The sequence below is a fragment of the Streptomyces mirabilis genome (assembly GCF_018310535.1).
Classification (GTDB): Bacteria; Actinomycetota; Actinomycetes; order Streptomycetales; family Streptomycetaceae; genus Streptomyces.
The window spans coordinates 8,738,001-8,762,907 of the sequence record NZ_CP074102.1; the positions used below are offsets into that span (position 1 = coordinate 8,738,001).

Here is a 24,907-nt window from a genome sequence, read left to right on the forward strand (position 1 = left end):
TTCTATGTTTGGGGCGCAGTCCCCGAGATGGGTTTTGTATGGCGACGGAATGAGCGAAACTTGCCTTCATGGCGCGCGCATCGGCGGATTCCGTACTGAGCCTCATGGACCAGCGGCTGGTGGCCGCGCTGCAGTGGAACGGCCGCCTCACCGCGGAGCGGGCGGCCCACGTGCTGGGACTCAGCCCCACCACCGTGCGCCGCCGCCTGCACGCGCTCGGCGCCGACGGCACCGTGCGCGTGGTGATCTCATCGGTCGCGCGACCGCGCAACGGCGGCTCGGCCGGGGCCCTGTTCCTGCGCATCCGGGTCCTGCGGGGAAAGCTCGACACGATCGTGGCCGCGCTCGCGGCACGCGAGGACATCCCGTTCATCGACGTCACCACCTCAGGTGACGAGATCTTCGCGGTCGCCCGCACCGAGCCGGGTTCACGCGACCCGCTGGTCTTCCGCCAACTGCCTTCCACCCAGGCGGTGACGTCCCTGGAGAGCGCCACGATCCTGCATGTCTTCCGGCTCACCTCCGAGTGGCGTCACCAAGTGCTGACTGCGCCCGAACGCGCGGCGCTGAGCCCGGCCGAGCCGGTCCCCGGGGCGACGGCTTCCGGTTCTCCGGGCCCGTACGGCGTCGACACCGATGCCCTGGAACAGTCCCTCATCGACGCCCTCACTCCCGACGCGCGCCTGACCGCGGCGGCCCTGGCCGCCCGCACAGGTCACCCGGAGAGCACGGTGCGCCGCCGCCTCGCCCAACTGGCCGCCCAGGGACGCCTGATCACCCAGGTCCTGGTCGATCCGCGTCGCCTCGGCCTGCCCATCGAGGCCAAGCTCCTGCTGCACGTGGCCCCCGACCATCTGGCCGCCGCCGGGCAGGCGCTGGCCGACCACCCCTCGGTGCACGGCGCGTTCGCCACGTCGGGACCCTCGAACCTGCACGCGGCCGCGTACTTCCCGGACCTGACAGCCCTCTACGGCTTCCTCTCCCGCGACCTGGTCGGCCTGGGCATCACCCACGTCGAGACGGCCATCGTCAGCCGCGCCGCCAAACGCACTCCCGCGCCAGTCCAGCCGGTACCAGGTGGCCAGGGCCGGGGAAACGCCGTGTCGAAAAGCTACAACTGACAACTGCGGAACGTAACCGCTGCTCATGATCACCAGGACCTTGCTCGGACGGTGCTCATGGTCACGCGGAATTGCTCACGAAACTGCGGATCCTAGTGCTGGATTCCTCTTTCGTTGGGTATATGTCCTGGTGGCGGGGTAGTTGACGGTGCTCGGGGGCGGGTGCTGGGCGATGGTTTTACGAGCACGACCGGGGCGTGACGAGGACGAACGGACCGTCGTTCGCCGATTGTCGCGGGCGCGGAAGGCTCCGCGGGATGCAGTGATGCGGGCCCGGATGATCGAGCTGAGCTGGGCGGGGCTACGGGTGCCGGCGATCGCCGTGGAACTGGACTGCAGCCAGAAAACGGTCCGCTGCTGGCTGCACCGCTTCAACCGCTCAGGCCTGCAAGGGCTGGATGATCTGGGCGGGCAGGGCCGCAAGCGGCGGATCACCGAAGAGGAACGATCTCGGATCATCTCCCTGGTCAAGACCGTCCCGCCGGGGCGGCTGAGGTGGGAGCCGGTCGGGGAGCTGTGGGCCTTCGACGAGTCCGGGCCACCCGAGTGGACGCTGGATTCCCTGGCCGCGGCAGCGCGGGCCGAAGGGATCGAGGTGGGGCGCTCACAGGTCCGCCGCATCCTGCTCGCCGAGGGCGTGCGCTGGCGCCGCACCCGGTCCTGGACGCGATCGAAGGACCCGGACTTCGTCCCAAAAGGACACGGATCATCGGCCTCTACACCCACCCGCCCGCCGGTGCGACGGTGATCTGCGCCGACGAGCTGGGGCCAGTGATCCCGCGGACCTTCCCGCCCGCCCCCGCCTGGTCACCCGACGGGCACCGGATCAAAGCGGAACTCGACTACAGCCGCGGACCGGAGAAGACCTGGGTCTACGGCGGTCTGCGACCAGCCGACGGCCAGGCCGTCACGATGACCGCTTCCTCCCGCAACAGCGTCTTCTACCAGCAGTTCCTGCAACTGCTTGAGGACGCCAACCCGGAGGGTGAGATCTGGATCGTCACCGACAACCTGTCCAGTCACAACAGCCTGTCCACTCGGACCTGGCTCGAAGGCCATCCCCGGATCCACCACGCCTTCATCCCCGTCGGTGCGTGCTGGCTCAACCTGCAGGAAGGCTGGTGGCGCATCTTCCGAAAGGCCGCCCTCGCCGGCCGGTCATTCGCCAACCGCGACGACATCGAATACGCCACCACCCTTGCGACCGACCAGCTCAACTCCCGGGCCAACCCCTGGATCTGGGGCAGACCGGCACCGCCAACTCGCTTACTACGGCGCCGATATGTGTACACCGTTTGAGGAATCCAGCACTAGTAGGGCTTGGTCAGGTCTGTATTGGTGCTGGTATGTCGCGGTGGCAGGTCGGGCAGGCGCCGGTCCAGACCGCGAGCAGTGTCTGTAGCTCGCGGACGACCTGGTAGAGGCTCAGGCCGACGCCGTGTCTTTTGGGGCCCGGGCCAGTCGTTGCAGAGTGCAGAAGGCATGTGCGACAGAGACAAGGGTGACGTGGTGGTGCCAGCCGCCCCAGGTCCGGCCCTCGAAATGGGCCAGGCCCAGGGCCTGCTTCATCTCCCGGTAGTCGTGCTCGATGCGCCAGCGGAGCTTGGCGAGCCGGACCAGCGTGGTCAGAGGCATGCCGGAGGGCAGGTCGGACAGCCAGAACTGCACCGGCTCGCTCTCACCGGCAGGCCATTCGGCCAACAGCCAGCACTCTGGCAGCTCCGGGCCGTTGGTGGCCTGCCGAACCTCGCGTCCGGCAGGCCGGATGCGCAAGGCCACGAAGCGGGAGTACATCCGCTTGCGGCCGGAGCGGCCGGTGCCAGGCCGGGAGCCTTCACGCCACTGCACCGGCCGAGCTGCCTTCCGCCCCGCCGCGATGACCAACTCCTTCACCGACCGTGGCTTGTCGGGATACTTGGCCACCGGCGGGCGTCCGGTCCCGGAGTACGGCTCGGCCACCGGCACCGCGTCGGCGGGCTGAGCCGACAGCGTGGTGGAGATCCCCACCACGTAATTCAGGCCGCGGGCCTGCAGTCCGTGGCGGAACGCGGCAGCGTCGCCGTATCCGGCGTCCGCGACGGCCAGCGGCACCTCGATCCCCCACGAGCGGGTCTCGTCGAGCATGTCCAGGGCCAGCTGCCACTTCTCCACATGCCCGACATCGTCCGGGATGCCGCAGGCGGTGCGGCGGGCGATCTTGTCCGCATCGGCCTTCGGTGAGGCGGGATCCCAGGTCCGGGGCAGGAACAGCCGCCAGTTGACCGCCGCCGAGGCGGTCTCGGACGCGAGGTGGACCGAGACGCCGACCTGGCAGTTGGTGACCTTGCCCGCGGTGCCGGTGTACTGCCGCGACACGCATGCCGAGGCAGTCCCGTCCTTGAGGAACCCGGTGTCGTCGAAGACCAGGGCTTCCGGCCCGATCACCTTCTCCATCCGCCAGGCGAGCTGGGCCCGGATATGTGCGGGGTCCCAGGGGCTGGTGGTGATGAAGTTGGCCAGTGCCTGACGATTGCCGTCCTCCCCGAGCCGGGCGGCCATCGGCTCGACCGACTTACGCTGCCCGTCGGTCAGCAGCCCCCGCAGATAAACCTGCCCCCACCGGCGCTGATCCTTGCGCGCGAACGGCTCGAACACCTCCGCCGCGAACGCCTCCAACTCACCACGCACCACAGCAATCTCGTCCGGAGTCACACACTCTCAACGCCACACCGGGCCGACAGGACACGCACCACCACAACCGACCTGACCAAGCCCTACTAGTGCCGCATCAGCCAACGTTCGCCCTGTGGTGAGGTGGTGCCCGGTTGCTGCGCCGGGTGGCAGCGGACCGCCAGAATGGTCACGTGGCTGAACGCGTGCAGGTCCGGGAGATCGATGACGACGAGGGCAGGCGGTTGCTGCGGATCATCCGCAGAGGCACCGGTTCGGTGGTGACCTGGCGGCGGGCCCAGATGGCGCTGTTATCCGCGCAGGGCATGCCCATGACGAAGATCGCCGAGGTGACGTTCACCGGTGCGGATCGGGTCCGGGACGTGATCCACAACTTCAACACCGACGGCTTCGACTCGCTCTACCCGAAGTACAAAGGCGGCCGGCCAAAGACCTTCACGCTGCCCGAGCGTCGCGAGATCAAGAAGATCGCGAAGTCGAAGCCGGCCGAGCACGGCCTGCCGTTCTCGACCTGGAGCCTGGTCAAGCTGGCCGACTTCCTGGTCGCCGAGGGGGTGGTCGACGACATCAGCCACGAGGGCCTTCGGGTCCTGCTCCGCGAGGAGGGCGTCTCGTTTCAACGCGTGAAGACCTGGAAGACCTCACGCGACCCGGACTACGCGGCCAAGAAAGCCCGGGTCGAGCATCTCTACGCCATTGCCGACGGCGAGGTCATAGCCGAGGAAGGCGAGCCCGAAGTCGTCTTCTGCATGGACGAATTCGGGCCGCTCAACCTCCAGCCCCACCCCGGCCGTCAATGGGCCGAGCGTGGCGGCCGGCACAGGGATCCCGATCGGGAGCCCCGGCCCCGCCGCCGGGCGACCTACACCCGCCCGCACGGGGTCCGGCATCTGTTCGCCGCCTACGACCTCGCCAAGGACCAGCTCTACGGGCACGTCAAGAAGACCAAGAACAGGTCGAAGTTCCTGGAGTTCTGCCGCTACCTGCGCTCCCTGCACCCGATGGACGTGCGCATTGCGATCGTCCGTGACAACTACTCCCCACACCTGACGACGAAGCGGTGCCAGCGCGTCGCGACGTGGGCAGCGGCGAACAACGTGGAGATCGCCTACACCCCGACCAACAGCTCCTGGCTCAACCGGATCGAGGCCCAGTTCACCGCCCTGCGCCACTTCGCTCTCGACGGCACCGACCACGCCAGCCACAAGGAGCAGGGGAGCATGATCCGCCGCTATATCATCTGGCGGAACAGGCACGCTGCCGACGAACGCCTCCGCAAGGTCGTGAACAGGGCGAACGTTGCCTGATGCGGCACTAGCCGAGCCGCTCCAGGATCCACTGGGGGCCGCCGTAGGGGGTTACGGTGACATGGTCGCCCTCAGTGGTCAGGCGGCCCAGCTCGCCCCGTTCGAAGGCGATGGCAACTGGCCCTTCGTCGGGCTGGCCCTGGATCGTCCACCGGTCGGGCCGGCTGCCGCACTGGTCGACGGACACGAGCGGCGGGTAGATGGGGATGGGCGCGAGTGCCAGGCAGCGGTCTCTTCCGCGCGCCTCGACGATCTGGGCCATGCCGTCGCCCTGGTTGCGGATCTCCCATACGGGGTTCCAGTCGCAGGGCGCGAGGCGGCCGCCGTGCGGCCCTTCCGCCAGGCACGCACCAGTGCGTACATCACGGATGTAGTAGAAGCCGTCGTCGGCGGCCTGGGCGGGAGTGGCCAGCGCCATCACGGCAACGGCGGGCACGGCCAGTGACAGGATCGAGCGAATACGCACGGGACTCCTTAACCGGAAGAGAACGGGGAGGAAGGTGCGGGCTGACCGGCCCGCGCTGCCAAGCTCACAGAAGCCCGGCGCCCTTCCCGCTGGACTTCCACGCTATGGGCGTCGCGGCGCCCCTGAGCTGGCATCAATGCCAAACCGCCCGTGCGGGGGCAGTGGAAGCGCGGCAGCGGTCCACCTGATGCGCCCGGTGTGCGACGGTAGCCGCAAGGGCGCGGTGAAGCGCCGGATCCCGCCAGCCTGTGAATCCCGGATAAGCTCCCCATATCCGAGCTGCATGCTGGGTAGAGCGGCGGTGGGTGTCGCCCATACGATGATCGCGTGACGGCCCGCCGCACCCTTGGCACTGGCCCCCAGGACGCGCACAGCATCCGCGCTGCCCAGGCCGACCTCCTCGATGCAGTCCCCGGAGTCCGTCTCCCCGACCTTGACGAGCTGCGGGCCCGTGGAGTGCTCGGCCCTTACCCGGCGACGTCCCCGAGCGAGCGGCGGACCCTTGGAGCCGGCGGCCGCGCGGTCGGCGATTCGCCCGACCTCTCAGCCTGACGCGTCCTCAGCACGCCGCGCTGAGAGCCCGATAGGGTCGCCCCGGCGTCACAGTTATGCCATAGCTGTGACGACGAACGGCCCCTCGGATAAGGGGCCGTTCTTGGCGCGTCGCACCGTTGGGACTACCTGAACGACGCCGCAGCAGACGTAAGTCCTGGCATCCACTGGGACTCGGGCCCCTGCAGCGCCTTCAGCCGCCGCCAGGTGAATACCCACACGTCCAAGTTCTTGTCCCGGATCCCGCAGGCGTACAAGTACGCCATGAACCGGTCGTACTTGGGCAGTTCTTCCGAGTTGAGCATGGCTCCGACGCTGCTCTTACTCAGGCGGCTCCGGCCGCGGTCCGCCAGTGTCCGCAGCGACGGCGAGCCCGCCCAGATCGGGACGGCACGCAAGGCCTCGACGAACTGGGCCGGCGTGGCCACCGTCAGCGGGTCCGGCTGTCCGAACTGCGGCAGGGGAATGTCGCTGTGGAACGCGATCTCGGCCCGGCGTTGCCCTCGCTCCCGACCCGTGACCGCTTGATCCCAAAGTCTCAGGACCCGGGCAGCGTCGTCAGGTTCACTATCCAGAGCCTCCAGGACCTTCAGGAGGGCGTCGCGCTGGGGGAGCGTTCTGCCCAATAGCCACTGTTGCACCGACGCGGGGGACACCTGGGCGCGGTCTGACAGCCGCCTGAGCGTCGGCGAACCCTGTTTGACTCGCAACTCGCGGAGAGCATGCGCCAGCTCGGAATGCGGCATGTCCTCGCTTCTCTGGATCGTTGCCACCGCGGTCACCGATGCCCTCGGCGCAGCGCGCGCTCGGAGAAGCGGAGGAGCGATCGCAGCGGCCGCGCGAGCGCGGTGGACGCTTTGTCCGCCACTCCGATGAGAAGCGCGGCCCAGAGAGCCCCGGCTACTTCCACGGCATGGCCGTGGATCCAGAGTTCACCAAGCGCGATGATCGAGGCCGTGAGTACGGCGACCGTGCCCAGAATCCGACCGAAGCCGAAGGAACGACGGGCGGGAGGACGCACGACGCATCCGTTCGCCGTCAGAGTGGCAGGCCAGAGAGCCCAACCGCCCTGCGTGCAGAGCCACAGCATGGAGAGACCTCCGTGAGGTTCGTCCTAGCCCGGACGTTAAGAAGGGGTTTCGCAGACCCCTGGGGCAGCACTGCGCGGCCTTGCTTCGAGCATGGCGTCACGGTGATACGAGGAGCAACTTCCATTTTATGAGGAGAGTTGGGGACTCACGACCATCAACTGTTCAGTCGGTCAGCAGCTCCAAGCCGCAGCGCAGGACATGGAGTACTCGCCAACCGTTGCTGCCGCTCCAAGACCGTCCAGGAGTGTCCAAGAACGTCCACTAGGGTGCGTTTTAGAAGTTGATCAAGCTCTGTAATGATCAACGCGTGGAACGTGGGGATCTGACGAGTGCGCAGTGGGCCAGGCTGGAGCCGTTGTTGCCGGTGGGGAAGAAGCCGGGACGGCCTCCGGTCTGGTCCAAGCGGCAACTGATAGACGGCATTCGGTGGCGGACACGGACGGGTGCGCCGTGGCGGGACGTGCCGATCAGGTACGGCGAGTGGGAAACCGTCTATGGGTTGTTCCGGCGTTGGCAGCGCGATGGGACCTGGAAGCGAATCCTCAAACAGCTCCAGGCCCGGGCCGACGCCGACGGGCTGATCACCTGGGACGTCAGCGTCGACTCCACCATCGCCCGCGCACACCAGCATGCCGCCGGCGCCCGAAAAAGGGGGCTCTCCAACGAGAACCGCCCGGCGGCGTCGACAGCGAACCGGCCGACCACGGACTCGGACGCTCCCGGGGCGGACTGACGACCAAGCTCCACCTCGCGGTCGAGCAGGGGCAGAAGCCGCTGTCCCTGGTCATCACCGCTGGCCACCGCCATGACAGCCCGCAGTTCCAGAATGTGCTCGACCGCGTCAGTGTCCCGCGCGTCGGTCCGGGACGCCCGCGCACCAAGCCCCACAAGGTCCGCGCGGATAGGGCGTACGGCTCTCGCGCGAACCGCGCCTACCTGCGCAGACGCGGCATCCGCTGCACCATCCCGGAGAAGACCGACCAGATCCGCAACCGAAAGAAGCGTGGCATGCGCGGCGGCAGGCCACCGAAGTTCGACAAGGCCGACTATCGCGAACGCCACGCTGTCGAATGCGGAATCAACCGCCTCAAGAGGCACCGGGCCGTCGCGACTCGATACGACAAACTCGCCGTCCGCTACGAAGCCACCGTGGTCATCGCGGCGATCAACGAGTGGCTGTGAGGGCCGAGCGGCGCGCATCGCGCCGCACGAGGTTCATCGCGCTGGTTCCACCGGTGGCCACGGAGCCCAGGGAAGAGCTTTACGCCAGCCCGGCCGCCCCCGGGCCCAGTCCTGAAGCACTTCGGCTACAGGTTCCACGGCGAACACCTCGTGCTCACGCGGCACCCGGGCGTGGAAGTGCCTGTCCGGGCCACCCTCGAGGTATTCAACCCGGTAGCTGAGGTCGTCGTTGAGATAGACCTGCATGTAGTGCTGGCCGACAGGTTCGAGGTCGAGCCGCTGGACAACTACAAATCGCCAAGTCAGGCTCATGTCGGCCAGTAGATCGTGCAGATGTTCGTCAGACGGGTCGTCCCATGACGTCCCGTCCCACTCAATCGCCCGCAGTACCGGTGTTGCCATGAGGGCGACTGTACTGGCCGATCATGCTGCGGACATCAGCGGACGGCCGCTTATGAAACGCACCCTAGCCAGGGACAACTTGTCCGGGGTTAGAACTGCCCTTCATCCGGTCTCCGGTTCGCGTCAAGATTGTCCTGTCGAACAGAGGAGGTCGGACGATGGACCGGGCGTTGCTGGCGGATTTTCTCCGAGCGCGTCGTGAGGCGTTGCAGCCGGAGGATGTCGGGCTTCCCCGCGGGCAGCGGCGCCGCACCGGCGGGCTGCGGCGCGAGGAGGTAGCGGTGCTGGCCGGGATGTCGGCCGACTACTACAGCCGAATCGAGCAGCAGCGGGGTCCGGCGCCGTCGGAGCGGATGCTTGTCGCGCTCGCCCGGGCGCTGCGCCTCAACCAGAGCGAGCAAGACCACCTCTTCATCCTGGGCGGGAACCCGGCGCCGCGGCGGATCCCGCGGGACGATTACATCGGTCCCACGATGACGCGGATCGTCGCCGGCCTCTCGGACGTGCCCGCCATCGTGCTGTCACGGCTCGGCGAGGCGTTGCTGCAGACGCCCCCGGCGGTCGCCCTGCTCGGTGACTACACCCAGTACTCGGGCATGTCCCGTTACCTGGTCTACCGTTGGTTCACCGGTGATCCGCGGGTTCGTGGCCTGTACCCCGTCGAGGATCATCCGATACGGGGCAGGGTCTTTGCCGCGGAGATCCGGGACGCGTACACGGCGGATCCCACAGGGAGGGCCGGCGAGATCGTCGCGGCGCTGCTGGAGGCCAGTTCCGAGTTCGCGAACATCTGGCGGTTGCACGAGGTGGGAGTGACCCACCATCACGATCTCAAGCGCTACCTGCACCCCGAGTTGGGGGAGCTGGAGCTGTACGCCGAGATGCTGTTGGATCCGGAGCAGTGCCACACGCTGCTGGTGTTCACCGCCGTGCCCGGTTCCCCGAGCCACGGCAAGCTTCAGCTCCTGACCGCCGTCTAGCGGCTGTCGTCCCTCACACACCTGAAGGCACTGCCTCGAAGCCGAGGTGTGCCCGGGTCTCACGATGCTTCAGATTCGAAGCATCTTCTCTGCCATGAAAGGTGGCATTTGTCATGAAAGCAGTGCGTTTCCATGAGTACGGCACTCCGGACGTCTTGCGTTACGAGGACGTGGAACAGCCGGTCCCCGCAGCCGGGGAGGTGCGGATCCGGGTGGCGGCGACGTCGTTCAACCCGGTCGACGGCAACATCCGTGCGGGCTTCATGAAGGGCCCCATCCCGGTGACCCTGCCGCACACCCCCGGCATCGACGTCGCGGGCACGGTCGACGCCCTGGGCGAGGGCGCGGACAGGGTCAGGGCGGGTGACCAGGTCGTCGGCTTCCTGCCGATGACCGGTGCCGGCGCGGCGGCGGAGTACGTGCTCGCACCGGCCGGCCTGCTGACGGCAGCGCCGGCGAGCATCCCGCTGGCCGATGCGGGCGGGCTGCCGCTGGTCGGGCTCACCGCCTGGCAGGCCCTCTTCGACCACGCCAAGCTCACTGCTGGCCAACGGGTGCTGATCAACGGTGCGGGCGGCGCGGTCGGCGGCTACGCCGTCCAGCTGGCCAAGCACGCCGGCGCACACGTGATCGCCACGGCCGGGCCGCGTAGCAGCGAACGCGTCAGGACGGCGGGTGCCGATGAGGTGTTCGGCCACGGGGTCCCCGAGCTGTCCGCGCTGGTCGACGTCGTGCTCAACCTCGCGCCGGTCGATCCGATGCAATTGGCCGCGCTGACCTCCGTGGTCCGCGACGGCGGCATCGTGGTGAACACCACGGTGTGGATGCCCGCGCCTTCCGACGAGGAACGCGGCGTGCGCGGCGTCAACCTCTTCGTCAACAGCGACGCCGCGCAGCTCGCGAGGCTGGTGACGCTGGTCGACTCCGGAGCGCTGCACGTCGACATCGCCCGACGGGTGCCGCTGGCCGAGCTGCCGGCGCTGCACGCGGAGGCCGCAAAAGGCGCGCTCTCCGGCAAGGTCCTCGTCCTTCCCACCGTCGCTTCTCTCACCTAGGCGGCCTTCTTCGGCACGGCGATCGCGTCGCGTCTCCCTACAAGCGGTCGAGCCATCGCGGGGGGCTGCGCTCTGCCGGACCTGGCAGAGCGCAGCCCCAGCAATTCATGCCAGCCGCAGCCGAATCCTGCTGGGGCCACACCGCTCCTACGCATCACACCAGCTCAGACCCATGAGCCAAAAAGATAGGACAGCCATGTCACTCGGTTTCGACCCCGAGTTCGCCCAGGTTTTCGCCCCCATGGCCGAGGCCATGGCCCACGCCACACCCCCGGCGGTCGGCGACGTGCCCGCCCGCCGCGCCATGTGGGAGCCGATCATCGGTGCCGCCTCGGCGGCCCAGCCGATCCCGACCGACGTCACGACCGCCGAGCACCACGCAACCGCCGACGACGGCACACAGATCACCATGCGCTGGTACGCCAAGACCGGCGCTGCAGCAGGGCCGGCGGTGCTGTTCTTCCACGGCGGCGGCTACATCTTCGGCCACATCGACCTGTTCGACGGACCGGTCTCGCGCTACGTCTCCGCCAGCGGCGTGCCGATGCTGTCGGTCGAATACCGCCGCGCCCCCGAGCATCCGTTCCCGACGCCGGTCGAGGACGCCTACGCCGCCCTGTGCTGGCTGCACGAACACGCCGGCGAACTAGGCGTCGACCGGGGCCGGATCGCAGTGATGGGCGACAGCGCCGGAGGCGGACTTGCCGCGGCTCTGTCGATCCCCACCCGGGAGCGTGGCGGTCCGGCAATCGCCCGGCAGATCCTGCTCATGCCGATGCTCGACGACCGCACCACCACGCCCGACCCGCACATCGAGCCATACCTCCTGTGGTCCTACGACGACAGCCGCACCGCGTGGCCGGCGTTGCTCGGCGACGCGGCGGGCAGGCCGGACGTGCCCGCCACGGCGGCTCCCGCCCGTCTCGAGGGCGCGACCGGGCTGCCCCCGGCCTACATCGAGGTCGGCCAGCTCGACGCCTTCCGCGACGAGGACCTCGCCTACGCGACCAAGCTCAGCCGGGCCGGCGTCCCTGTGGAGTTCCACCTGCACCCCGGCGTCCCGCACGAGTACGACTCCATCGCCTTCACCACCGACGTCGCTCGCCGCGCCATCGCCGACCGCGTCCGCGTCCTCGCCTCCCTCTAGCCCCTTCCCTCGACCCGCTCGGCCTCGCCCTTCCACGGCGGCTACACCGACTACCGCATCCTCCCCACCACGGAGAGCTGAACCATGACCACACTCCTCATCGGCCCAGGCGACAAGACCGTCACCATCACCGTCCAGCAGCGGACCCGCACGGCACCCCGGGACGCCTTCCACATCCTGGCGCCCATTGACCTCCCCACCGTCTTCCGCCCGGTGGCCCCGTTCCCCGGCATCAGCAGCGTGAAGAACCAGACCGAGGCCTGGGACCACGCGGGCCCACGAAGAAGCCCGCAGTTCGACGACGGTTCCCAGGCTGACGAAGAACTCACCGAGTACGTACCGGGCTCCAGCTTCGCCTACCAGCTGACCGGCTTCACCAACGTCCTCTCCCGCCTCGCGGTCGGCATCCGGGGCGAGTTCAACGTCAACCCCGACGGCGACGGCGCACTCATCCGCTGGACCTACGAGTTCAAGCCGCTGCCCGGCCGCCGCTGGATCCTCGCCGGCCCCTTCACCCCGCTCTGGCGCCGCTACATGGTGGCCGCCCTCGACCGGTGCGTTCACGTCATCGAAGCACAGCACAACAGCGCGCAGGCGCTGCTCCGGGCCGGGTGACGGCCCGAAGCAGCGGCACCCGGTCGGTCCGATCAAGCTGAACCCGTGGGAACCCGTCCTCGAGGCCGGCCTCCCACGGACTCCAGCCCCGACGGACGATCAGCTCGGACCGGCCCCGAGATCCACTGCACGGCACCCGCGGCAGGGCCGGAAAGAGCGCCACAGCACCGACGGGCGGCCTGGCCCGGCGGATGTACGAGGCGAACACACCCAGCCCCTTGTCCCGCTCCGCAGGAGTCCGATTCCGCCCCGGCCCGAAGGCTGGAGTTTCCTTGGAGGTCCCCGATGACCATGGCCTATCTGGCGCAGCCCGAACAGCAGCAGAAGCTGGAATGGCTCGACGGGGGAACGTTCTCCGTACTCCTCGACAAGGAAGCCACCGAGGGCAAGCTGACCGTGGGCCGCTTTGACGTCGCCAAGGGCGAAGCCCCGCCGTTCCACCTGCACACCCGCGAGGACGAGGTGTTCATGCTGATCAAGGGCACGGCCCTGGTGTGGTCCGGGGAGGAGGAACACGAACTGAGCGAAGGCGGGATCGTCTACCTGCCCCGCAACGTCCCGCACGGCTACCGCATCACCTCCGACCGCGCCGACCTTCTGATGATCGCCACGCCTGGCGGCATCGAGGGCATGTTCCGCCACGCCGGACGCGACCTCACCACCCCGCGCCCCGACGGCTTCGAGATCCCCAAGTCCCTCCTGGCGGCAGCATCCGAGCTCTACGGCGGCGTCATCCTCGGCCCGCCGCGCTGAACCGCTCACGGACCCGTGCACCTGTGCCGACAGCTGACCCTGGCCGCCGTACGGGCCTGGATCGCCGAGCACGGCGAAGGACCCAGCGTGCGGCAGATCAGCAGCGTGACCGGCCTGTCCCTGGGCGGCATCGCGCACGCGCTCCCCACCGCCTGGAGCAGGACGGCGCTCTGATACGTACCAGCAGCCATTGCACCACAGAGCCCCTGAACGGACGCCTGGGCCCGCCCCGGACCCGGCGGTCCGTACGCCCTCCGCCGTTACGGCACCCCACCACTTCACCCACAGCCCGCAGCAAGGTCCTCATCGACCAGCAGATGAACGGGTGGGTGTGGCGTTGACGCTCATTGTGTGGTCACCCTGGCCTTTGGATCGCCATGCCCGCTCCTCTGACCGCCGCACAGGCCCCGGCTGCCCCCCGTCAACCCTCGCAGTGACAGGCGCTGGCCTCCGTCCACGTTCGAGGTCGATTACCTCGCCGTCGGACACGCGGAAATCTATGTTAGCCAGAGTAGACATTGGGAGATCGCGTGGTTATGGTTTCTCTCGTAGCCGAGATCGAGCAGGGCCCGGCAGACACGAACTACCGGGCAGCAGTACGCAGTTGCAGTGCGCAGGACGGTGCGGTGGTGGAGTTCCGGAGCCAGGGTTGTTGCAGGACGGCGACGGGGCTGACGACCGGACCGGGTGGCCCGCAGTGATCAGGGGCCGCCGTGAGCAGGACCGCAGTTAACGCAAGTGCATTACCCGTAGGTGCAGTTCGCAGTACCAGCAGTGCGGTTGTCAGCGGTTCCTCGGTAAAGGCGTCGGCTGCGGGCGCGCGTACCGGGAAGTTCGGCAGCGGGGTTCCAAGCCAGAGCAGACGCAGGACGGGCGACGGGGCTGGCTGCCGAAGAGTGGCGCTCACTCAGGCCACCAGCAGTTCGCATCACCAGTAGTACAGAGCAGTGTGCAGGACCAGCAGTACGCAGTCCCCCTTCGGTAAGTGTTGATCAAGAGGGAAGAACGGAGGAGCCCCGCGCCATCAGGATCGCCCGGGCGAAAACGCTGAGCCCGGGTACCGCAGGACATCGATAGTGAGGTGGTCTCCGGTCAGGCAACCGCGATCCCCGCATTGCCCGTCCTCTCCCGGGTGGGCGTGCGGACACAGAAGGCCGGCGCAGTACCAGGGCCGGCAGATGGTGTAGCAGTTCCTTCGGGGCCCTGGTGCCATATGGCACCAGGGCCCCTCCAGGCGTTCCACAGAGAGGTGCGATGACAGCAGACGACTCGTTCAACCGGCTCGATGACGACGACTACCCCGCCTACACTATGGGCCGGGCCGCCGACATGCTCGGCACCACCCAGGGCTTCCTGCGCGCCCTCGGCGAAGCCCGCCTGATCACCCCGCTCCGCTCCGAGGGCGGCCACCGCCGCTACTCCCGCTACCAGCTGCGCATCGCCGCCCGCGCCCGGGAGCTCGTCGACCAGGGCACTCCCATCGAGGCCGCCTGCCGCATCATCATCCTCGAAGACCAGCTCGAAGAAGCCCAGCGCATCAACGCCGAATACCGCCGCGCCGCCGAATCGGCGAACCCAACGGCCGCGGCCTGAAGAGGCTGGGCCCCGTCGGCCTTCCCGCATCTTCTTCGCTGATATTCGTCACTTTCTGTGGATAGTGCATGCACAATGGGTAATCCACCTTCCTCCCCGTGGACGCTCTATGGGAGGTGGCTTCCTGCTGCTGTGGTTACCGTGGCAGGTCAGGGCGGTCGCCTTGTCGTTCCTCGGCCGGGACGGCGGGCGGCCGCCCGCCGCCCTACCAGCGCATGCCGAGAGCATCGAGTTCCGCGCGGCGCTCGAGGGTGATTTTCGCGGCCCTGCGGCGGGTGTTGTCGAGGAACCCACCCAGCTTGACCGGGACTCCGCCAACGTCTTCGACGTGCTTGCGCGGCACGTTCAAGTGGCCTTCGCGGGCGTGGAACTGACGAGCCGCAGAGAGATGGCCGGCCCACCGGTCGGCTTGCGTCCGGCGCGCAGGCGGTAGTTCTGCCTCGCTGGCGGGCTCAAGTCCGATCACGCTGTCGAGCATCCACTGCTGCGCGGGCGTCAGCGCATCCCAGCCGACCCGCTGCGCCATCGTCCAGGCTCCGAGGTCCTCGCCCTGCACGAGCACTTCGCCTGCCCGTACGGGCAGCGCCCCGCCGGACCGGACGTGGGCGAGGGTGAGGTGGAAGCCGCGCTACCAGTCGATTCCCCGGGCCGGGCACCAAGCCGGATCGATCGCATCCAGCGCCTCCATACGGCTCTCCGACAGCTCCCCAGCCGCCGATACCGTCTCCCCGGCAGCACGCCGCTGTAACGGAGTAGTGATCTTCAGAGGGCTGGGCTGCTTTGGTCTGGTGTCCCGTCTTTGATCGGTATGACGGATCGGGATCGGTTGGGCCGGCGGCGGTGCACTATGCGGCTGCCGATGGGGACGCGGATGGCCTGAGGGTGCTCTTGGCCGGAGGTGCCGCCGCGGAGGCAGTCGACGATGCGGGCTGGACGCCGCTGCATTTCGCGGCTCAGGCTCAAGCCCCATCGGTTGTCGAGGTTCTCCTGGCCGCAGGTGCGGCGGTTGATACCGCGGATCGTCATGGCAATACGCCGTTGTGGAGGGCGGTGTTCTGTTCACAGGGCGAGGGCGCGACGATCCGGCTGCTGCTGGAGGCCGGTGCCGACCCTGACCGAGACAACGGCCATGGCATGAGCCCGCGGGTGTCGGCGGGACGCATCGCCAACTATGACGTGGCTGCTCACTTGCCTGCCGGAGACGCGACTTCCTCCTAGGCTCCACCGCCCGTGGTGGCGGGCTGGGGCTCGTAGAAGGTCCCGTCGCGGAGCATCGCGAAGAGGACGTCGGCCCGGCGCCTGGCGAGGCAGAGCAGGCCCGCGATGCCGGGTCACCTTGGGGTTACCGGGACTGGTAGTCAGCCGCGGTCACGGAGGCTGGCTTCTTCGAGGTCGAGTTCGTGCTGGATCCGGCGGCGGGTGGCGTTGCTGATCTTGTTCGCTTCGTAGAGGTGCTGGAGTTCGGCTGCCTCGATGGCGATGAGTGTCCGGCGTATCTCGCGGTAGGCGTCGGCAGGACGGGCGTCCGGGTCGCTGTAGTGGGCGTCTTCAACCTGGTGGATGCGCGCTTCCAGATGACGACGGGCCTGTTTCAAGGCGGCCTCGGCGGCGGAACCCAGATCAGCGAGCTGATCCAGATCGCCAAGCTGTTTGAGCTCTTCGAGAGCGGCGTTTGCAATGTGTCGGCGGGTCCGGGCCTCCTCGCGGGCGGTGCGTTCTGGTTCCAGAGCGATGCCGGAGCGGCGGACGACGGGGATCAGGGTGAAACCCTGGAAGATCAGAGTGAGCGCGATGGTCCCGGTGGTGAGCGTGAGAATGAGTGCCCGGTGCGGCAGCGGCGCCCCTGTGTGGGTGACCAGGGGGATGGAGAGGGCGGCTGCCAGCGGCATGACGCCTCGGGTGCCCGCCCAGGACAGGACAGCCGGGACGCGCCAGGAGAGGCGGTTGTCGCCCTCCGTGTGCCGGTGGTGGATCAGGGCGGACAGCGGGAAGATCCACAGCAGGCGGATCGCCAGCAGAGTGAAGGCGATCACCGGCACCCACAGCGGCCAGCCGTGCTCGTCGCGCGCGAGATGACGGACGGCCGAGGGGAGTTCGAGGCCGATCAGGGCGAAGACGACGCTCTCCAGCAGGAAGGTCACGGTGTCGTAGACGGCGTGGACCTGGAGGCGGACGGGGGCGTTGCTGAGTTTGTGGCCGGTGCTGCCGAGGACGACCCCGGACACGATGACGGCGGTCACGCCGGAGGTGTGCGATTGCTCCGCGATGACGTAAGAGGCGTACGGCGTGACCAATGCGATGACGGTCTCCAGCATGGGGTCCTCGGTCCGTCTGCGGATCAGGGCCACCACTGCGGCGACTGCCGCGCCGATGAGGCCTCCTCCGCCTGCAAGGATCAGGAACTGCTCAATGGTCCCGGGCACACTGATGGCGCTGCCGGACACCGCGGTGGCCACGGCGACCTTGTACAGGACCAGTGAGGTGGCATCGTTGAACAGGCTTTCCGCCTGCACCATGGCCTGCACGCGCGGTGGGAGAGACAGGCGTCGGCCAAGCGCGGTCACGGCCACGGGGTCGGTGCTGGCCAGGACAGAGCCGAGGATGAACGCGGTCGCGGCCGTGAGCGGGGTGATCGCGTGGGCCACGTACCCGACGCCGATGGCCGAGGCGAGGACCAGGCCGAAGACCAGGCCGGTCACAGGCCGCCACACGGTGCGCAGGTCGCGGACGGAGATTTCCCCGGCCGCGGCGTAGAGCAGCGGTGGCAGCACCAGCACGTTGATCACGTGAGGCGGCAGGCGCACCTCTGGAACCCAGGGCATCAGCCCCACGACCAGACCGGCAACTACGAGGAGCGAGGGGGCGGGCAAGCTCCAGCGTCGGGCACCGGTCGCCACGGCGGTGGCCAGAACCACGAGCAGCAGGATGACGGTCAGGCCAGTCATGGAGTGTCCCGGGTGGGTTACGGCTTGTTACCCCCCTCTGGCCAGGTGCTTTATCAACGTAACCGACCTCGGGCGGTGATGCAGCTGACATGGAGCCGCGACCATACAGGGCGCGGCAGTCGTTGCGGCGACGCACCTGCCCATGGTTCACGCCCTGCCGGCGGTGAGCGCTCCGGGCTCGCACATGCGATCGACGATCGCCTCGCGGTCGGGGTGACTGGCGAACTGGTGGAGAGGCGGTATTCCGGAAGCGTGCTATCCGGTGCCCGTCAACTTGTCAGCCGGTCAACTGTTCAGCGAACCCAGGAATTCCAGCAGCGTCGCATTGACCTGGTCGGGGTACTCCTCGGCGGTCCAGTGGCCGCAGCCGGGCAGGATGTGTGCCGGTCCGATGCCCGGGTGAAGCGTGGGCAGGGCGGGGATCAGTTGGTCCATCCCCGGGAACCCGTAGACCAGGTCACGGTCGCGGGTGACGTAGCGGCCGGGCATCCGGTACTGCGCGCCCTCCCACGGGGCGGTCAGCTGCCAGTTGCGGTACCAGTTGAGAGCGCTGGTGAATCCAGCTTCGGTGAACTCGGTCGCGAGCGTGTCGATGTCGGCTTCGGCGAGCCAGGAGGGAAGCTCCTCAGGGTCCTCGAAGAGGTCCAGGAATCCGTTGCCCGGTGGGACGAGCGGCTCGACCGGCGGGTCGCTGTGCGGATTGTCGCCGGAGAGCCCGTACATCACGCGGCGGAAGGTGCGGTGCGGGTCCTTCGCGAGCTCGGCGTCCGCGACGCCGGGTGCCTGGAAGTAGTTCCAGTAGAACTGACCGTCGCAGCGCTCGCGCATCGCCTGCAGCGGAGGAACCGGCCCACGCTGCGGCGGCGGGACACTGAAGCCCACAACCCCCGGACGACGTCAGGCCGCATCAGCGCGGTGGACCAGGCGACCCGGCATTGCGGGTGCTGGTAAGGCATCCGTGTTGGTCGAGGCCTTGATCGCTGGATGTGTGGCTGCCTGCGACTCTCGCCCGGGGTTTTCATCTGCACGGGCCCACGGGCGGCATCACGGTCTGTCGTGCTGCTGTGCCTGGCCTTCCTCGCCGCGGCCAGTGCTCTGGCGCTCCTGCGCCTGCTGCCGATGAGCGGTCGCGATAAAGGCATTGAGATCCTTGCGCTGCGGCACCTGCTGCTCGTTCTGCAGTGCCAGGTCGGCCGGCCTGTGTTCTCCGGCACCGACCGCGCGGTCCTTGCCGGCCTGTTCCACCACTTCCCGGCAGCGAGACTGCGGCGCCTCCTGCTGCTGGTACGCCCCGGACACCATCCTGCGGTGGCACCGCGACCTGCTCAACCGTCGCCACGCTGCGCCCTGTGTGCCGAAACGACGCGGACGCCCGCCCACCGTCCGCTCGGTCCGCGTCCTGGTCCTATGCCTTGGGCGAGAGAATTCCTCCTGGGGCTACCGCAGGATCCACGGCGAGCTTGCAGCGTTCGGCATCAAGACCGCCGCCTCCACCGTCGGGGAGATCCTCCGCGAGCACGGCATCCCGCCCGCGCCCGAACGGCAGAGCGCCACCTGGGCCGACTTCCTACGCGGCCAGGCCGAGGCCCTGCTCGCCTGCGACCTCTTCGAAGTCCGCACTGACCGGGGCACGCTTACGTCTGCGCCGTCATCGGGCACGCCACCCGCAGGGTGCGGATCCTGGGCGCCGGCGCGCACCCGACCGAGGACTGGATCGCGCAGCTCGGGCGGATTCTCCTCATGGACCTCCAGGACGCCGGCAGCGGGGCCGGGTTCCTGATCCGCGACCGTGACTCCAAGTTCACCGCCGCCTTCGACGCCCTGATGTCCGACGCCGGACTGAAGGTCGTCACCACCGGCATCCGGATACCGCGGATGAACTCCCTCATCGAGCGCTGGATACAAACCTGCCGGCGCGAGCTCCTGGACAGAACCCTGATCTGGAACCAGAGCCACCTCCTCCACGCGCTCCGCGAGTTCGAGGACCTCTACAACGGGCATCGCCCACACCGAACGCTCAAACAGGCCGCTCCGTTCAACCCGCTACCCGAACCGATTCATGTGCCGGCACAGGTCCGGCACCTGGATATCCACCGACGAGACCGACTCAGCGGAACCCTGCACGAGTACCAACATGCGGCCTGACCAAGTCGGATGACTATTCGGCACCTGCACAGTTCTGTAGATCTGCCAGCAGGCCCTCGATGTCAGCGCGTTCGGGTAAGGATTCTTCGATGGCGTGAGGGAGCGCGGCCTCCCAGAGTGACCGGGCGGCCACGAAGTCGCCTGCGGCAGCGTGCGCGCGTCCCAGGACCACGCGCAGACGCGTGACCGTTAGACCGTGGCCCGCGGCCACGCGGCGGGCCAGCCCGGTAGCACCGAATTCGATTGCGTGGTCGAGTCGGTTTGCGGCGAGGTACGTCTCGACGATCGCCGTTTCTGCGAGATCCTCCGGTGCGAAGCCGGGTGTACCCAGGTCTAGCAGATCTTGAAGCGGCTCGATCCAGTTCAGTGCCTCGGCCACACGCCCGGCGCGAACGCAGAGGAGAGCCAGGGCGGAGAGAGCGTCGTAGAGGTTGTTCTGGCTGCCGACAAGCTCGGCGGCGGTCCTGCCTTCGGACAGCAGTTCCTCCGCCGTGGCCAATTCACCCATGGCCAGATGCGTCATGCCTGCTTCGAGCTTGGCGACCGCGGCTGTCTGAGGGTTGCCGTTCCCAGCGGCGATGGCCAGGGCTTCCCGGGCGTGCCACTGGGAGGCCACGTAGTCGCCCTGTATCCGGAAGATCTCGGCGAGATTGGCATGATGCACAGCACGACTCGGAGTGTAATCCGTGTGGAATGTCAGGGCCGTGGAGGCGTGATGGAGGGCTTCAGCGACCCGGCCGGCTCTGGTGCAAACCTCCGCAGAGTCGTTCCAGGCGGCTGCCAGTCCCCGGGTGTAGCCGATCCGATCGAACTGGATCTTCGCGGAGTTGAACTCTTCCAGTGCCGCGTCCAGGGCTCCCTTGTCCCATGCGATGAAGCCGAGACACATGTGGCACATTCCCCGTCCGAGCGGGTGGTCGCGTGCTTCGGCTGCACGCAGTGCCGCTTGGCTGGCGGCGAGCGCGCCCCCGTCCGAGCGTTGGGCATAGAAGTGTGCGCGCAGCGCGTGGGCCAGGTGCCAGGCGAAGGGGGAGGGCCCGTGCTCCGAGACGTGGATGACTGCTGTGATGAGATTCGAGTGTTCGGCGGCGAGCCAGGCCTGGGAGTCGTGCGGGCCGGAGAATGCCTGAGGCTCACCGGTCAGGGGGAACTCGTCAGGGAACAGGACCCAGCCGCTCGGCATGCTGATCCTGTTGGCGGCGTCCACACTGAGCAGGTACCAGGACAGCAGCCGGTGCAGTGCGGACGCGCGCGTCTCCTTCGGCTCGGTGCCCGCAAGTTGCTTTGCATACAGTGCCAGCAGGTCGTGGCTGCGGTAGCGCCCCGGGATTGGCTCGGACAGTAAGTGCGCCGCCAGCAACTCGTCGAGCTCCGGCACCGGCGCCGACAGCTCGCGGCCGAGCAGGACGGCTGCCGCCTCGCGGCTCGCTTCCGGGCCCGGGATCACTCCGAGGAGGCGGAACAGGCGTTGTGCCTCCGCCGTGAGCGAGCGGTAGGAGAGATCGAAGGCCGCCGCGACCGCGCTCTCCGGGTCGCCGACCACCTGCAGCCGTGCCAGCAGATCCGTACCACCCAGTTCGGCGACCATGCCTGCCAAGCTCTGCGCCGGGCGGGCCGCCAGGTTGGCCGCGGCGATACGGAGAGCCAGTGGCAGATGGGCACAGAGCTCGGCCAGCTCTTCGGCGCCTCGCAGCTCCGCGTCCACGCGGTCCCGGCCCAGCTGGACCGCCAACAGGTCGACGGACTCCGCAGGGGCGAGGGTGTCCAGCGAGATCCGGGCCGCGCCCTCGCGGACAACCAGACCTGTCAGGGTGTCACGGCTGGTCACCAGGGCGTGGCAGTTGTGGCCGCTGGGCAGCAGCGGGCGAACGTGCGCCACGTCCAGAGCGTTGTCCAGAACCACCAGCACCCGCCGGTTGGCCAGCACCGACCGATACAGGCCCATCTGCAGGTTCAGGTCCAGGGGGATCCGCTCGCCCGGCACCCCCAGAGACTGCAGCAGCAACGACAATGCCTCGGAGGCGGTGAGCGCGGGATCGGTGGCGCGTCCGCGTAGGTCGAGATACAGCTGGCCGTCCGGATAGTGGGCAGCTACCTGGTGCGCCCAATGCACGGCGAGCGCCGTCTTGCCGATGCCGGCCGTGCCGGTGATCACGGTGGCGGGCGCGTCCCGACGTATCCCGGCGAGTAACACGAGGGCGTCGGCGCGACCGGTAAATCCACTGATATCTGAGGGAAGTTGACGGGGCGTCCAGTCCTGGGCCAGCGGAAGCAAGCCCCTTGTTGTCAGCGGTCTGGCTGCAGCGAAGCGGCTGTCACGGGCTCTGGCAGAACGCCACGCCCGCTCCCACTGCGCTGCCTGTATGGCGTTGGCGCCGCAGGCACGAACCAGGGACCGGACCAGTTCCAGTGAAGGAAGGCGCCGCCGCTGCGGGTTCAATGCGTCGGACAGTGTGCTGGTGGCCACGCCTGTCCGGCGGTACAGCACTTCGAGCGACGGGTCGCCGGCCCAGAACTTGATCGAGCGCAGGCCGCGGACGAAGTCCGCCACGTCCATGTCGTCCTGCGGCAAGGGGAAGTCATCTACTGGCTCTGGACTCGCCACCTGCGCCCCTCGGCTTCCCCGGTGTCGTGTGCGAACGTGCCCACCAGTGTAGAGGCTGCGGAAGCCCTCCTTCAGCCCCTCCGTGCCCGTCCGGGTTCGTCCGGGTTCCGCCGAGCGGCTGGCCGGTGGAAGCGTTGAACGTGTGTGATCGCGGTACGGCGATTCAGCAATGCGCACACGGCACACCGTTGAAGAACGCCCACGTTGGCGGCCATCGCCGTTCCTGACGCCGAAAGGCTCTGGACCACCCCAGGAGAAAGGCGAGGAACCCGATGCGAGTCCGCACACGAGAATCAGCCATGGTGGTCGCCGCCTTGATGGGGCTCGACTGGTGGATCCAACAGGAGCTCAACTCCTGGTGCCTGTTGTTCGTCATGCCGACCGTGCTCTTGGAGGACCAGCAGGACGCTTTCGCCGCACGTTGCTGCATCGAGGCCATGGTGCTCATGGTGGCCACGGGGCACAGCCTGTGAAGCTCGCGGACAGATATCCCAGTCTGCTGCGTCCCGCCGTATGGTACGGACCTCCCAGGAGCGCGTCCCCACGTTTGAACTCCGGAGGGGGCCGGCACGGTGAGCGCATTCGACCTCGTCACTGACGGTGCGCCAGGCGAACCACCCCAGTTCGAATCCACCGAACCCGGGGCGGTTCACGCTGCGGAGGCGGAGGCGGAGGCGGAGGCGGAGGCGGAAGCAGGAGCGGCAGCGAGGAGCGCGGCGGCGCCCAACCCCGAGGGACGACGCAGTACGTCGTAGGGGAGGAGCGGCCAGGGTCATTAGGCGTTGCTCCACCCGGTTGTGCTGGAATACGAGTCCAGCAGGTCCACCACGAAGACCAGGGTCGAGCCCGCCGGGATCAACGGCGAGTGCGACTGATTGCCGTAGCCGAGACGCGGGGGAACGATGATCTCGCGCCGACCGCCGACCTTCATCCCCCTCACCCCCCGGTCCCAGCCCTTGATGACCTTGCCACTGCCCAGGGCGAACTTGAACGGCTGGCCCCGGTCCCAGGAGGCATCGAACTCCTTCCCGGACTCGAAGGTCACCCCGACATAGTGGACCCTTACCACCATGCCCGGCTTCACCTCAGCCCCGTCCCCGACGACCAGGTCCCGGATGGTCAGCTCGGTAGGAGCGTCACCCTCCGGAACGTCGACCTCGGGCTTCGTCAGTTCACTCATTGCAGCATCATCACTCTCCGTCGGAAGCCGCCGCACGCACCAGCCGGACACATGGACACTCCATGCAGCAGATGGTCACGCTACCGAGAATGCCGGCCCCCGGAGCACACCAGATCCAGCAGCCACACGTGATGATCTTTCACACAGCCGATGAACGCGACCGCCACGCACAGGTCACGCAGTAATCGCCAGAACGAGACGAGGTGCAGACGGCTGTCGGCACATTGCGAGACAGGGCCCTCCACCTTGATCGTGGACACCTCGACACTGGATCTTGAGTCCAGGGAGAGGAGTCCCGGGTGGGGACCTACAAGTACTCGGCGGAGTTCCGGGCCGACGCGGTGGCGTTGGCTCGTTCGTCGGGCCGGCCTGTCTCGCGTATCGCCGCCGAGCTGGGTGTGAATCACGAGACGCTGCGGCAGTGGATCAAGACGGCAGAGAAGGCCGAGCGGCCCGAGGCAGTTGCGGAGTCGGCGAAGGACGCGGAGATCGCGGCCTTGCGCAAGCAGGTGCGCGAGCTGGAGATGGAACGTGACATTTCTGCGCCGGGCGGCCAAGTATTTTGCGGGCGAGACGAACTGGTGAGCCGCTTCGAGTTCGTTGCCGACCACCGCGGCGCCTTCGGCGTGAAGCGGCTGTGCACCGTGTTGAATTTGTCGAGGTCCGGGTTCTACCGGTGGCCGAAGACCGCCCCGGCCCGCGCCGCGAAACAGGCCGCGGACGCTGCACTCACCCGGCGGATACGCAAGGTCCACGCGGAGTCCGGGAAGACGTACGGGGCCAAGCGGATCACCGCCGAGCTTCGCGCGGGCGGTGTGGCGTGTTGGCGCATGAGCCGTTCGACGCGTTTGCGGTTGACGACCCCTCGGCAGCCGTGTCCACGTTCCAGTCGTAGGAGTCACCCGCCGGATCGGCGTCCCCTCCCCGACCGAGCAGGTCGGGCTGCACGGCCAGCCCGCTGAAGACGGCCAGGGTGGCTACGGACGTGACGACGGGAGTGAAGAATCTGGATCTTCGTGTTCCGGGCATACGGAACCACGGTCTGGGGCGCAACAGAGCATCTCTTTCTTCGTTCAAAGGGGGCGGGCCCGGTCAGGC

25 protein-coding genes and 1 pseudogene are annotated in these 24,907 nt (G+C 68.1%); 16 read left to right on the forward strand and 10 right to left on the reverse strand.

Features of this window, described 5'->3' with window-relative positions; genetic code table 11:
- Positions 1-68 precede the first annotated feature (68 nt).
- The 3 genes from SMIR_RS38840 to SMIR_RS38850 all read left to right on the forward strand — a co-directional run bounded on the left by SMIR_RS38840 (position 69) and on the right by SMIR_RS38850 (position 2,420).
- On the forward strand, positions 69-1,121 hold the full coding sequence (locus SMIR_RS38840; protein WP_168488629.1) for an Lrp/AsnC family transcriptional regulator: 1,053 nt from the start codon (positions 69-71) through the stop codon (positions 1,119-1,121).
- A 265-nt stretch (positions 1,122-1,386) separates the two neighbouring features.
- Positions 1,387-1,869, forward strand: a complete 483-nt coding sequence (locus tag SMIR_RS38845; RefSeq protein WP_249938536.1) for a helix-turn-helix domain-containing protein — start codon at positions 1,387-1,389, stop codon at positions 1,867-1,869.
- Entirely contained in the window at positions 1,866-2,420 is a 555-nt protein-coding gene (locus SMIR_RS38850) for a transposase (RefSeq protein WP_168499913.1), read from the forward strand. Before SMIR_RS38845 ends, SMIR_RS38850 begins: the two co-directional genes overlap by 4 nt.
- 126 nt (positions 2,421-2,546) lie before the next feature.
- On the opposite strand, the gene SMIR_RS38855 is transcribed toward SMIR_RS38850, so the two are convergent.
- On the reverse strand, positions 2,547-3,812 hold the full coding sequence (locus SMIR_RS38855; RefSeq protein ID WP_168488627.1) for an IS701 family transposase: 1,266 nt from the start codon (positions 3,810-3,812) through the stop codon (positions 2,547-2,549).
- A 152-nt stretch (positions 3,813-3,964) separates the two neighbouring features.
- Between SMIR_RS38855 and SMIR_RS38860 the strand changes: the two genes are divergently transcribed.
- Positions 3,965-5,098 (forward strand): IS630 family transposase, encoded by a 1,134-nt coding sequence (locus SMIR_RS38860; RefSeq protein ID WP_212728099.1) that lies wholly within the window; start codon positions 3,965-3,967, stop codon positions 5,096-5,098.
- Between the two features lie 7 nt (positions 5,099-5,105).
- Here SMIR_RS38860 and SMIR_RS38865 read toward each other — a convergent pair whose 3' ends face one another.
- The 3 genes from SMIR_RS38865 to SMIR_RS38875 form a co-directional block, all read right to left on the reverse strand.
- Positions 5,106-5,564: a ricin-type beta-trefoil lectin domain protein gene (locus SMIR_RS38865; RefSeq protein ID WP_168488623.1), complete on the reverse strand. Its 459-nt coding sequence runs from the start codon at positions 5,562-5,564 to the stop codon at positions 5,106-5,108.
- Between the two features lie 677 nt (positions 5,565-6,241).
- A complete protein-coding gene (locus SMIR_RS38870) occupies positions 6,242-6,862 on the reverse strand; it encodes a helix-turn-helix domain-containing protein (RefSeq protein WP_212728100.1) in 621 nt (206 codons plus the stop codon).
- A gap of 32 nt (positions 6,863-6,894) precedes the next feature.
- Complete coding sequence (locus SMIR_RS38875) at positions 6,895-7,137, reverse strand: hypothetical protein (protein WP_168488618.1); 243 nt, start codon at positions 7,135-7,137, stop codon at positions 6,895-6,897.
- A gap of 377 nt (positions 7,138-7,514) precedes the next feature.
- Here SMIR_RS38875 and SMIR_RS38880 point away from each other — a divergent pair.
- A protein-coding gene (locus tag SMIR_RS38880; protein WP_248002759.1) for an IS5 family transposase occupies positions 7,515-8,389 on the forward strand; the annotation gives its coding sequence in 2 pieces (ribosomal slippage) (positions 7,515-7,908 and positions 7,908-8,389; 876 coding nt in all).
- Positions 8,390-8,422: 33 nt separating this feature from the next.
- Here SMIR_RS38880 and SMIR_RS38885 read toward each other — a convergent pair.
- Positions 8,423-8,791: a hypothetical protein gene (locus SMIR_RS38885; protein WP_168488616.1), complete on the reverse strand. Its 369-nt coding sequence runs from the start codon at positions 8,789-8,791 to the stop codon at positions 8,423-8,425.
- 158 nt (positions 8,792-8,949) lie between these two features.
- Here SMIR_RS38885 and SMIR_RS38890 point away from each other — a divergent pair, with 158 nt between their 5' ends.
- The 7 genes from SMIR_RS38890 (at position 8,950) to SMIR_RS38920 (ending at position 14,934) form a co-directional block, all read left to right on the forward strand.
- Complete coding sequence (locus tag SMIR_RS38890; RefSeq protein WP_168488614.1) at positions 8,950-9,771, forward strand: helix-turn-helix transcriptional regulator; 822 nt, start codon at positions 8,950-8,952, stop codon at positions 9,769-9,771.
- 113 nt (positions 9,772-9,884) lie between these two features.
- Positions 9,885-10,826 (forward strand): NADP-dependent oxidoreductase, encoded by a 942-nt coding sequence (locus tag SMIR_RS38895; protein WP_168488611.1) that lies wholly within the window; start codon positions 9,885-9,887, stop codon positions 10,824-10,826.
- A 196-nt stretch (positions 10,827-11,022) separates the two neighbouring features.
- Entirely contained in the window at positions 11,023-11,973 is a 951-nt protein-coding gene (locus tag SMIR_RS38900; protein WP_212728101.1) for an alpha/beta hydrolase, read from the forward strand.
- Between the two features lie 84 nt (positions 11,974-12,057).
- On the forward strand, positions 12,058-12,588 hold the full coding sequence (locus SMIR_RS38905; protein ID WP_168488607.1) for an SRPBCC family protein: 531 nt from the start codon (positions 12,058-12,060) through the stop codon (positions 12,586-12,588).
- A gap of 285 nt (positions 12,589-12,873) precedes the next feature.
- The gene (locus SMIR_RS38910; protein WP_168488605.1) at positions 12,874-13,341 is read left to right on the forward strand and encodes a cupin domain-containing protein; all 468 of its coding nucleotides are present in this window, start codon (positions 12,874-12,876) and stop codon (positions 13,339-13,341) included.
- 15 nt (positions 13,342-13,356) lie between these two features.
- Positions 13,357-13,515 (forward strand): hypothetical protein, encoded by a 159-nt coding sequence (locus tag SMIR_RS38915; RefSeq protein ID WP_248002758.1) that lies wholly within the window; start codon positions 13,357-13,359, stop codon positions 13,513-13,515.
- Positions 13,516-14,595: 1,080 nt separating this feature from the next.
- Positions 14,596-14,934, forward strand: a complete 339-nt coding sequence (locus SMIR_RS38920; RefSeq protein WP_212728102.1) for a MerR family transcriptional regulator — start codon at positions 14,596-14,598, stop codon at positions 14,932-14,934.
- Between the two features lie 205 nt (positions 14,935-15,139).
- Here the strand turns inward: SMIR_RS38920 and SMIR_RS38925 are convergent, their stop codons facing one another.
- Complete coding sequence (locus tag SMIR_RS38925; RefSeq protein WP_248002757.1) at positions 15,140-15,490, reverse strand: helicase associated domain-containing protein; 351 nt, start codon at positions 15,488-15,490, stop codon at positions 15,140-15,142.
- Positions 15,491-15,774: 284 nt separating this feature from the next.
- On the opposite strand from SMIR_RS38925, the gene SMIR_RS38930 reads away from it, so the two are divergent.
- Positions 15,775-16,152, forward strand: coding sequence for an ankyrin repeat domain-containing protein (locus SMIR_RS38930; RefSeq protein ID WP_211118554.1), 378 nt, complete (start codon positions 15,775-15,777; stop codon positions 16,150-16,152).
- A 140-nt stretch (positions 16,153-16,292) separates the two neighbouring features.
- On the opposite strand, the gene SMIR_RS38935 is transcribed toward SMIR_RS38930, so the two are convergent.
- Together SMIR_RS38935 and SMIR_RS38940 are read right to left on the reverse strand one after the other, a co-directional pair.
- Positions 16,293-17,879 (reverse strand): Na+/H+ antiporter, encoded by a 1,587-nt coding sequence (locus SMIR_RS38935; RefSeq protein ID WP_212728104.1) that lies wholly within the window; start codon positions 17,877-17,879, stop codon positions 16,293-16,295.
- A 285-nt stretch (positions 17,880-18,164) separates the two neighbouring features.
- Positions 18,165-18,707, reverse strand: coding sequence for an alpha/beta fold hydrolase (locus tag SMIR_RS38940; protein WP_168488596.1), 543 nt, complete (start codon positions 18,705-18,707; stop codon positions 18,165-18,167).
- A 228-nt stretch (positions 18,708-18,935) separates the two neighbouring features.
- Between SMIR_RS38940 and SMIR_RS38945 the strand changes: the two are divergent.
- Positions 18,936-20,024: pseudogene (locus SMIR_RS38945) on the forward strand (integrase core domain-containing protein).
- A gap of 13 nt (positions 20,025-20,037) precedes the next feature.
- Here the strand turns inward: SMIR_RS38945 and SMIR_RS38950 are convergent.
- Positions 20,038-22,596: an NB-ARC domain-containing protein gene (locus tag SMIR_RS38950; RefSeq protein ID WP_168488594.1), complete on the reverse strand. Its 2,559-nt coding sequence runs from the start codon at positions 22,594-22,596 to the stop codon at positions 20,038-20,040.
- 305 nt (positions 22,597-22,901) lie between these two features.
- Between SMIR_RS38950 and SMIR_RS38955 the strand changes: the two genes are divergently transcribed.
- The gene (locus SMIR_RS38955; protein ID WP_168488592.1) at positions 22,902-23,102 is read left to right on the forward strand and encodes a hypothetical protein; all 201 of its coding nucleotides are present in this window, start codon (positions 22,902-22,904) and stop codon (positions 23,100-23,102) included.
- A 302-nt stretch (positions 23,103-23,404) separates the two neighbouring features.
- Here SMIR_RS38955 and SMIR_RS38960 read toward each other — a convergent pair whose 3' ends face one another.
- A complete protein-coding gene (locus SMIR_RS38960; protein WP_054229571.1) occupies positions 23,405-23,809 on the reverse strand; it encodes an FKBP-type peptidyl-prolyl cis-trans isomerase in 405 nt (134 codons plus the stop codon).
- Positions 23,810-24,108: 299 nt separating this feature from the next.
- Between SMIR_RS38960 and SMIR_RS38965 the strand changes: the two genes are divergently transcribed.
- Positions 24,109-24,771: a transposase gene (locus tag SMIR_RS38965; RefSeq protein WP_212728105.1), complete on the forward strand. Its 663-nt coding sequence runs from the start codon at positions 24,109-24,111 to the stop codon at positions 24,769-24,771.
- The last annotated feature ends 136 nt before the right edge of the window (positions 24,772-24,907 follow it).